Consider the following 7,669-nt stretch of genomic DNA (forward strand, 5'->3'; position numbering starts at 1 on the left):
GCCGACGTCGGCCGCCACGTCCGCGCCCGCCGCGCGTACCGCCGCCGCGACCCGCGCGTCGTCGGTGACCACCAGGACCGCGAACACGCGCTCGCACGCGAGCGCCGCCCGCACGGTGTCCACCGCGAACGCGAGAGCCAACTCGGGACGATGCCCAGGCCCGATCGTGCCCGCGAGTCGACTCTTTGCGATCGACAGTGGTTTGACCGGCACCACGAGCCGCCACGCGTTCGTGGGTCCGGTATCGGAACGACTATTGCCGGCGGCGGGGCGCCGGGCCCTGGAATCCATGGCGGGGGACATCGGCAAGATCCTCGCATCCGTACCGTTAGCCCATATCCTCACCGGTCGACGAGGACGTTTCTCGACAATGCGGAAGGCCCAAGGGAAACTATGGGGTCCGCTTGTACAGAATCATGTTCAGCGCTCACGCGCAGAACGTCGATTGTGTGAGGAGCGACACGGCAGCGGAACTTCGCCGTAATTACGTCTACACCCCATGCAGTCATGAACGGGAGGAACGCCGGTGGCCCGCCGAAGGATCGGTTTCTGGTACCGCCTGGCGGTCGTGGTGATCAAACCCCTGCTGTTGCTGTTCACCAAGCGTGACTGGCGGGGCACTGAGAACATCCCGACGTCGGGTGGGTTCGTCACGGCGGTGAACCACATCTCCTACGTCGACCCGCTGACCTACGCCCACTTCCAGTACGACACAGGCCGCGTGCCGAGGTTCCTGGCCAAGTCGGGGCTCTTCAAGATCCCGTTCGTCGGGCGCGTGCTGGCCGGAGCCGGCCAGATCCCGGTGTACCGCGACTCCGCCGATGCCGCCCTCGCGTTTCGCGCGGCCGTCGAGGCGATCGAAAAGGGCGAATGCGTCGCGGTGTACCCGGAGGGGACGATCACCCGCGACAAGACGCTGTGGCCCATGCAGGGCAAGACCGGAGCGGCCCGAATCGCGCTCACCACGGGTGCGCCGGTGATCCCGGTCGCCCAGTGGGGCGCGCACGAACTGCTGCCCCCGTACGGCAAGCGGCCGCGTCTGTTCCCGCGCAAGACGATGCGCGTCCTCGCGGGCCCGCCCGTCGACCTCGACGCGTTCCGCGACCGCGAACTCACCGCCGAGGTACTGCGCGGCGCGACCGACAAGATCATGGAGGCGGTGACCGAACTGCTCGTCAAGCTGCGCGACGAACCCGCGCCGCCGAACGCGGGGCTGCGCCGCTCGTCCGTGAAGAACCCCGAGATCGAGCCGGTCGAGCCGGTCGAGCCGGTCGAGCCGGTCGAGCCCGTCGGGTCCGTCGCGGCGTCCGACCTCGCGAAGTCCGGCCCCACGCAAGCGGATCCGCAGGTCGTCGGTCGCGCGGACGAGAGCACCGACGTCACGGACGCACCCGACGTCACCAAGGCCACGCACGTCACCAAGGCCACGGATGTCACCAAAGTCACCGACGCCACCAAAGTCACCGACACCCCCGACACCCCCGACTTCACCAAAGACACCGAGCGCGTCGAGCGCACCGAGGAGGGTCGCGCATGACGCGCTGTGCGGTATTCGGCACGGGTTCCTGGGGAACCGCCTTCTCGATCGTGCTCGCCGACGCCGGGTGCGACGTGACGATGTGGGGCCGGCGCCAGGAGTTGGTCGACGCGATCAACACACGGCACGAAAATCCCGAGTACATGTCGGGAGTCGCACTGCCGCCCAACATCGTCGCCACGACCGATCCCGCGAAGGCCGCGGCGGGTGCGGAGTTCGTCATCCTCGCGGTGCCCTCGCAGACGCTGCGCGCCAACCTCACCGTGTGGACGCCGCTGTTGTCCGACGACGCGATCCTGGTCAGCCTGATGAAGGGCGTCGAACTGGGCACCGCCAGCCGGATGAGCGAGGTCATCCGCGAGGTGACCGGCGTGCCCGAGGGCCGGATCGCGGTGGTCAGCGGCCCCAACCTGGCCCGCGAGATCGCCGAGCGTCAGCCCGCCGCGAGCGTCATCGCGTGTACCGACGAGGACGTCGCGAGCCGGTTCCAGGCCGCGTGCCACACCCCGTACTTCCGGCCGTACACGAACACCGACGTGGTCGGCTGCGAACTCGGCGGCGCGGTCAAGAACGTCATCGCGCTCGCGGTCGGGATGGCCGACGGCATGGGTCTGGGCGACAACACCAAGGCCACCTTGATCACCCGCGGCCTCGCCGAAACGGCCCGCCTGGGCGCGGTCATGGGCGCCGACGCGCACACCTTCGCCGGACTCGCCGGGCTCGGTGACCTGGTGGCCTCGTGCGCCTCGCCGCTCGCGCGCAACCGCACGTTCGGCGAGAAACTCGGCCGCGGGATGAGCGTCGAGGAGGTCATGGGGGAGAGCCGCCAGATCGCCGAGGGCGTGAAGTCCTGTGAATCCGTGCAGTTGCTCGCGCAGCGCTACGGCGTCGAGATGCCGATCACCGACGTCGTGGTGTCGGTGGTCAGCGACGGCAAACCGCCGTCGGTGGGCATGGCGTTGCTGTCGCGCTCGGCCAAGCCCGAGCGCTACGAGGCATGAACCGGCGCCGCCCGATCCCACCGGCCGGGCCGCGCTCGAATCGCGCGCTCGCGCCGGGGTTCGAGCGATCGAACAGCGGGCGGGATAGGGTCGTCCGACCATGAACGACGTATCCGGTACCCCCCACTACACCTCGCGCCCCCGAGTCGCGGTCGTCTTCGGCGGCCGCAGTTCCGAGCACGCGATCTCCTGCGTCACCGCAGGGAGCGTGCTGGCCGCGATCGACCGCAGCAAGTACGACATCCTGCCGATCGGCATCGGTACCGACGGTCGATGGATGCTCGTCGGCGACGACCCGGCGCGACTGGCGATCCAGGGCGACAAGCTCCCCTCGGTTACCGACGTCGCGGAGTCGAGCGCGGCCCTCGTACTCGCCGCCGACCCCACATCGCGCGAGATCACCGCCCTCGAACCCGGTGCGCTGCCCAAGCTGCTCGGCGAGATCGACGTGGTCTTCCCGCTCCTGCACGGCCCATACGGCGAGGACGGCACGTTCCAGGGCTTCCTGGAACTCGCCCAGGTCCCGTACGTCGGGTCGGGTGTGCTCGCGAGCGCGGCGAGCATGGACAAGGAGTACATGAAGGTCCTGTTCACCGGCTTCGGCCTGCCGTCCGGGCCCTACACCACGATCCGGCCGCGCGAGTGGGAGCGCGACCCTGCGGCCGTGCGCGAGGCGGTGTCCTCGCTCGGCTTCCCGGTCTTCGTCAAGCCCGCCCGCGCGGGGTCCAGCATGGGCATCACCAAGGTGCACCGCATCGAGGACCTCGACGACGCGATCGAGGAGGCTCGCCGACACGACCCGAAGGTCATCGTCGAGGCGATGCTGACGGGCCGTGAGATCGAGTGCGGCGTACTGGAGTTCGAGGACGGACCGCGCGCGAGCGTGCCGGCCGAGGTCCGAGTCGGCGGAGACCGCGAGTTCTACGACTTCGCCGCGAAGTACCTCGCCGACAACGGCACCGAGCTGGACGTGCCGGCGTCGCTGAGCAAGGAGCAGACCGCCGAGGTCCAGCGCCTGGCGGTCACCGCGTTCGAGGCGCTGTCCTGCGAGGGGCTGGCCCGGGTGGACTTCTTCCTGCTGGAGAACGGGCACTTCGTGATCAACGAGGTGAACACGATGCCGGGCTTCACGCCGTCGTCGATGTTCCCGCTCATGTGGCAGGCGTCCGGCGTGGAGTACGCGGAACTGGTCGACCGGCTGATCCAGGCGGCGCTGCGGCGACCGAACCGACTGCTGCGCTGAGGGCCTCGTGATCGGGCGGCCGACGACTCGGCCGCCCGATCACGCGTTCAGGTCGAGCGTGGTCGGGTTGGTCCGGGTGACCGCGTCGGCGACGTCGACCAGTGGCGCGGCCGGCTCGGCGAACTTGTTCGGCACCGTCATCTCGACCCGGACCCGGCGATAGACCGTGGTGAAACGCACCCCGCCGTCGAACTTGGCGAACGCCCACACGACGCCGTTGACCTCGACCGAGTCGACCGGTTCGGAACCGACCTTGTCCGGGTCGATCACCCGCAGCGACGCGGGCCGCTCGACACCGCAGCGCAACACGATCGCGGGATCCCCCCACGCGGCGGTCACCGCCGACTCGGGCGTGACCTTGCGCCGGGCACCGTCCATCACCGTCGGCGGCAACGCCTCGTGCAGGGCCAGACACGCGGCGGAGCCCGCGTCGGGAGTGGTGGGTGCCGCGACCTCGACCCGGCCGGCCCCGCCGCCACCGGTGCACCCCGCCGCGAAGGCGAGGGCAAGGGGCAGGCACAGCAAGGACCGTCGGTAGGCAGACACGCCGCGATCCTAACCAACGCCCACCGGGCCGGACACGACCGGCGGGCGGTTCGCGCGACGCGAATCGAGGCACCCGGGATTCCCGGAAGCCTCGTTCGGTTCGCGTGCGCACGCCCGGGCCGCGAAGGTGCCGGCGCGGTCAGCCCAGATTGACGACCGGACACGTCAGGGTGCGGGTTATCCCGTCGATGCGTTGCACCTCCGCGACGACCAAGCGGCCCAATTGGTCGACATCGGCGGCCTCGGCACGCACGATCACGTCGTACGGGCCGGTGACGTCGTCGGATCGGGTCACCCCCGGCAACTCGGCGATGCGCCGGGCCACCGATGCCGAACGGCCGACCTCGGTCTGGATCAGGATGTATGCCTGTACCACCACGGCCTCCCGACGCGCAGGATGATGGGATCTTGGCGTGACCCCCGCTGCTGAGACCATTGTCGGCTCGGCGGGGCTCGGCGACCACATCGGAAGCCGATCGATCGATGCGAACAGGCAAACGAGGCGGATCAAGGCTGATGGGCATGGCAGGAGAGCGGCGATGAGCGGGACGCTGGGCGATCTCGGCGAGTTCGGTCTGATCGGTGCGTTGGTCGAACGCGTGCCGGCGGGTCCGCACGTGTCGCTGGGGCCGGGCGACGACGCCGCCGTGGTCTCCGCTTCCGACGGGCGCGTGGTGGCCACCATGGACCTGCTCGTGGAGGGGCGGCACTTTCGCCGGGATTGGTCGACCGCGTACGACGTGGGCCGCAAGGCCGCCGCGCAGAACCTCGCGGACGTGGCCGCGATGGGCGCGGTGCCCACCGCGCTGCTGATCGGCCTCGCGGGACCGTCGAGCCTGCCGGCGGGGTGGGCGCTGGAGCTGTACGACGGGCTGCGCGACGAGTGTGCCGTGGTGGGGGCGGGGGTGGCCGGCGGCGACGTGGTGAGCGGCGACACGGTCACCGTCGCGGTGACCGCCCTCGGCGACCTCCAGGGGCGGGCCCCGGTGGTCCGCTCGGGCGCGCGTCCCGGCGACGTGCTCGCGGTCGCGGGTTGGCTCGGTTGGTCGGCCGCGGGGCTCGCGATCCTGGGTCACGGACACCGCGCGCCGCGGGCGTTCGTCGAGGCCCACCGGCGACCCGAGCCCCCCTACGACGCCGGGCCCGGTGCCGCGGCGCTCGGCGCGACCTCGATGATCGACATCAGCGACGGCCTGCTCGCCGACATGGGCCACGTGTCGCGGGCCTCCGACGTGCGGATCGACATCCTGTCGTCGCGGCTCGACGTCCCGGCCCAGATGCGCGACGTCGCCCGGGCACTGGGCGCCGACCCGCTCAACTGGGTGCTCTCGGGCGGCGAGGACCACGCCTTGGTGGCGACGTTCCCCGCCGGTACCCCGCTGCCCGCGCGCTGGCGCGTGATCGGCCGCGTCCACGCCGGCAAGGGGGTCTCGGTCGACGGACGTGACCCGGGGCTGCAAGGCGGATGGGACCACTTCGGGCGGGGTTAGGCGGAGTCGAAGGGCGGCCCCGAGGACCGTCACCGGCCGATGGATAGGGTTTCGGGCATGGTGCAGACTCCTCCGCGCGTCCTGACGGTGGCCGGATCCGACTCCGGTGGTGGTGCCGGGATCCAGGCGGACCTCAAGACGATGCTCGCCCTCGGTGTCCACGGCATGAGCGTGATCGCGGCGGTGACGGCGCAGAACTCGCTCGGCGTCCAGGGTTACTGGGAACTGCCGGAGGAGGCCGTGCGCGCGCAGTACCGCAGTGTCGTGGACGACATCGGCGTCCAGGCGATCAAGACCGGCATGCTCGCGTCGCCGGCCCTGGTCGAGACCGTGGCGGACCTGCTCACCGGCGCGGACGCGCCCGTTGTGGTCGACCCGGTGGCGTCCTCCAAGCACGGCGACACGCTGCTCGCGAACGAGGCGCTCGACACCTTGCGCACGCGGCTGCTGCCGGTCGCCACGATCGTCACGCCCAACCTGTACGAGGTCGAACTGCTCACCGGGCGCACGGTGCACGGGCGCGACGACATGCGCGGCGCGGCCGAGGCACTGCTCGCGTTCGGCCCGTCGTGGGTTCTGGTCAAGGGCGGGCACCTCGAAGGCGAAGCCGCCGACCTGCTGTTCGACGGCGAGCAGGAACGGTGGTTCACCAGCCCGCGCCACGACAACCGCCACACCCACGGCACCGGCTGCACGCTCGCGAGCGCGATCGCCTCCCACCTCGCGCTGGGTCGATCGATGCCCGAAGCGGTGGCCGCGGCCAAGACCTACGTGACCGGCGCCATCGAAGCCGGCTTCTCCCTGGGGGAGGGCATCGGCCCCGTGGACCACGCATGGCACTGGCGACCGGGGCGCTGACCACACGACGTTCGCAGTCGAGGGCGCCGAGACCCGCTTTCGGCGCCCACATCGTTTCCGTCCGCTCTCTCGTGCCCCGGGTACGCCGAAGGGCCGATCCACCTCGCGGTGGACCGGCCCTTCGAGCGATACAAACTTAGCGGGAGACCTTACCCGCCTTGATGCAAGAGGTGCAGACATTGAGGCGCTTCGGCGTGGCACCAACCATCGCGCGGACCGTCTGGATGTTGGGGTTCCAGCGACGGGGCGTCCGGCGGTGAGAGTGCGAAATGCTGTTGCCGAAGCCCGGCCCCTTGCCGCAGACGTCGCAGTTGGCAGCCACGGGAACACTCCAAAGACGAATGGGAATTGCGTACGAACGCGTGCCGGCGAATGCCGGACAACCGCAGAAGAGTAACCGACGAACCAAGGGATGCGCGAACCCGGGATGATCCGGGCATAGGCGATCAGCTGATCTCGTCATGCTTCCCGCCAAGCCTAACCCATACGGGCGGGCGGCTTTACCGGTCCCCGGGTCGATAGCCTGCCGGCGGACGGACGCGCGCAAACGGATTCGTACAGGAGGTGGGCGTGCAGAGCCTGCTGGGAGAGCTGGACGGTCCGGCGGTGCGCCGCTGGTGTCGCGCCGCGCTGGATCTGATGGGGCGAGCGCGCGAGGAGATCGACGCTCTCAACGTGTATCCGGTGCCGGACGGCGACACCGGCACGAACCTGTTCCTCACCCTGGAGTCGGGGACCGATGCGGTCGATGCGCTGTTCGCCCGCGACGACGTTCCCGGGCCAGACCTGCCGACCGCCTTCCGGGCCCTCGCGCACGGCGCGCTGATGGGCGCGCGGGGCAACTCGGGGGTGATCCTGAGCCAGTTGCTGCGCGGGATGGCGGAGCGCCTGGAGGTCGAGCAGGCCGCGGCACAGGCGGCCGGGCACGAATTGCCGGCCGGGCTCGCGCTGGCCCGGGCCCTGGCCACGGCCTCCGACGCCGCGTACGCCGCGG

8 protein-coding genes and 1 pseudogene are annotated in these 7,669 nt (G+C 70.5%); 6 read left to right on the forward strand and 3 right to left on the reverse strand.

The annotated features are described in order from the left end of the window. Positions 1-526 precede the first annotated feature (526 nt). From GT354_RS12905 to GT354_RS12915, 3 genes and pseudogenes are all read left to right on the forward strand, one after another. Positions 527-1,201 (forward strand): annotated as a pseudogene (locus GT354_RS12905) (lysophospholipid acyltransferase family protein); the annotation flags it as partial. Between the two features lie 332 nt (positions 1,202-1,533). Next, positions 1,534-2,538: an NAD(P)H-dependent glycerol-3-phosphate dehydrogenase gene (locus tag GT354_RS12910; RefSeq protein ID WP_161356445.1), complete on the forward strand. Its 1,005-nt coding sequence runs from the start codon at positions 1,534-1,536 to the stop codon at positions 2,536-2,538. A 100-nt stretch (positions 2,539-2,638) separates the two neighbouring features. Continuing rightward, positions 2,639-3,781 (forward strand): D-alanine--D-alanine ligase family protein, encoded by a 1,143-nt coding sequence (locus GT354_RS12915; protein ID WP_161356446.1) that lies wholly within the window; start codon positions 2,639-2,641, stop codon positions 3,779-3,781. 39 nt (positions 3,782-3,820) lie between these two features. On the opposite strand, the gene GT354_RS12920 is transcribed toward GT354_RS12915, so the two are convergent. Both GT354_RS12920 and GT354_RS12925 read right to left on the reverse strand, forming a co-directional pair. Next, positions 3,821-4,327 carry a DUF3515 domain-containing protein gene (locus tag GT354_RS12920; protein WP_161356447.1) on the reverse strand — a complete coding sequence of 169 codons (507 nt, stop codon included), beginning with the start codon at positions 4,325-4,327 and terminating at the stop codon, positions 3,821-3,823. Between the two features lie 139 nt (positions 4,328-4,466). Beyond that, the gene (locus tag GT354_RS12925) at positions 4,467-4,703 is read right to left on the reverse strand and encodes an Lrp/AsnC ligand binding domain-containing protein (protein WP_161356448.1); all 237 of its coding nucleotides are present in this window, start codon (positions 4,701-4,703) and stop codon (positions 4,467-4,469) included. 163 nt (positions 4,704-4,866) lie between these two features. On the opposite strand from GT354_RS12925, the gene GT354_RS12930 reads away from it, so the two are divergent. After that, on the forward strand, positions 4,867-5,817 hold the full coding sequence (locus tag GT354_RS12930; RefSeq protein ID WP_161356449.1) for a thiamine-phosphate kinase: 951 nt from the start codon (positions 4,867-4,869) through the stop codon (positions 5,815-5,817). Between the two features lie 57 nt (positions 5,818-5,874). Further along, the gene (thiD, locus tag GT354_RS12935) at positions 5,875-6,675 is read left to right on the forward strand and encodes a bifunctional hydroxymethylpyrimidine kinase/phosphomethylpyrimidine kinase (RefSeq protein WP_161356450.1); all 801 of its coding nucleotides are present in this window, start codon (positions 5,875-5,877) and stop codon (positions 6,673-6,675) included. A gap of 136 nt (positions 6,676-6,811) precedes the next feature. Here thiD and rpmB read toward each other — a convergent pair whose 3' ends face one another. Beyond that, the gene (rpmB, locus tag GT354_RS12940) at positions 6,812-6,997 is read right to left on the reverse strand and encodes a 50S ribosomal protein L28 (protein ID WP_079026714.1); all 186 of its coding nucleotides are present in this window, start codon (positions 6,995-6,997) and stop codon (positions 6,812-6,814) included. Between the two features lie 317 nt (positions 6,998-7,314). Here rpmB and GT354_RS12945 point away from each other — a divergent pair. After that, positions 7,315-7,669, forward strand: a 355-nt coding sequence (locus tag GT354_RS12945) for a DAK2 domain-containing protein (RefSeq protein ID WP_202511831.1), incomplete at its 3' end; no start/stop codon positions are given.

The organism is Streptomyces sp. SID3343, from assembly GCF_009865215.1.
GTDB lineage: Bacteria > Actinomycetota > Actinomycetes > Streptomycetales > Streptomycetaceae > Embleya.

Excerpts from the sequence above, each read along its gene's own strand:
- GT354_RS12915 (WP_161356446.1), top strand. The coding sequence starts at position 2,639 with ATGAACGACGTATCCGGTACCCCCCACTACACCTCGCGCCCCCGAGTC.
- thiD (WP_161356450.1), top strand. The coding sequence starts at position 5,875 with ATGGTGCAGACTCCTCCGCGCGTCCTGACGGTGGCCGGATCCGACTCC.
- GT354_RS12910 (WP_161356445.1), top strand. The coding sequence starts at position 1,534 with ATGACGCGCTGTGCGGTATTCGGCACGGGTTCCTGGGGAACCGCCTTC.
- GT354_RS12930 (WP_161356449.1), top strand. The coding sequence starts at position 4,867 with ATGAGCGGGACGCTGGGCGATCTCGGCGAGTTCGGTCTGATCGGTGCG.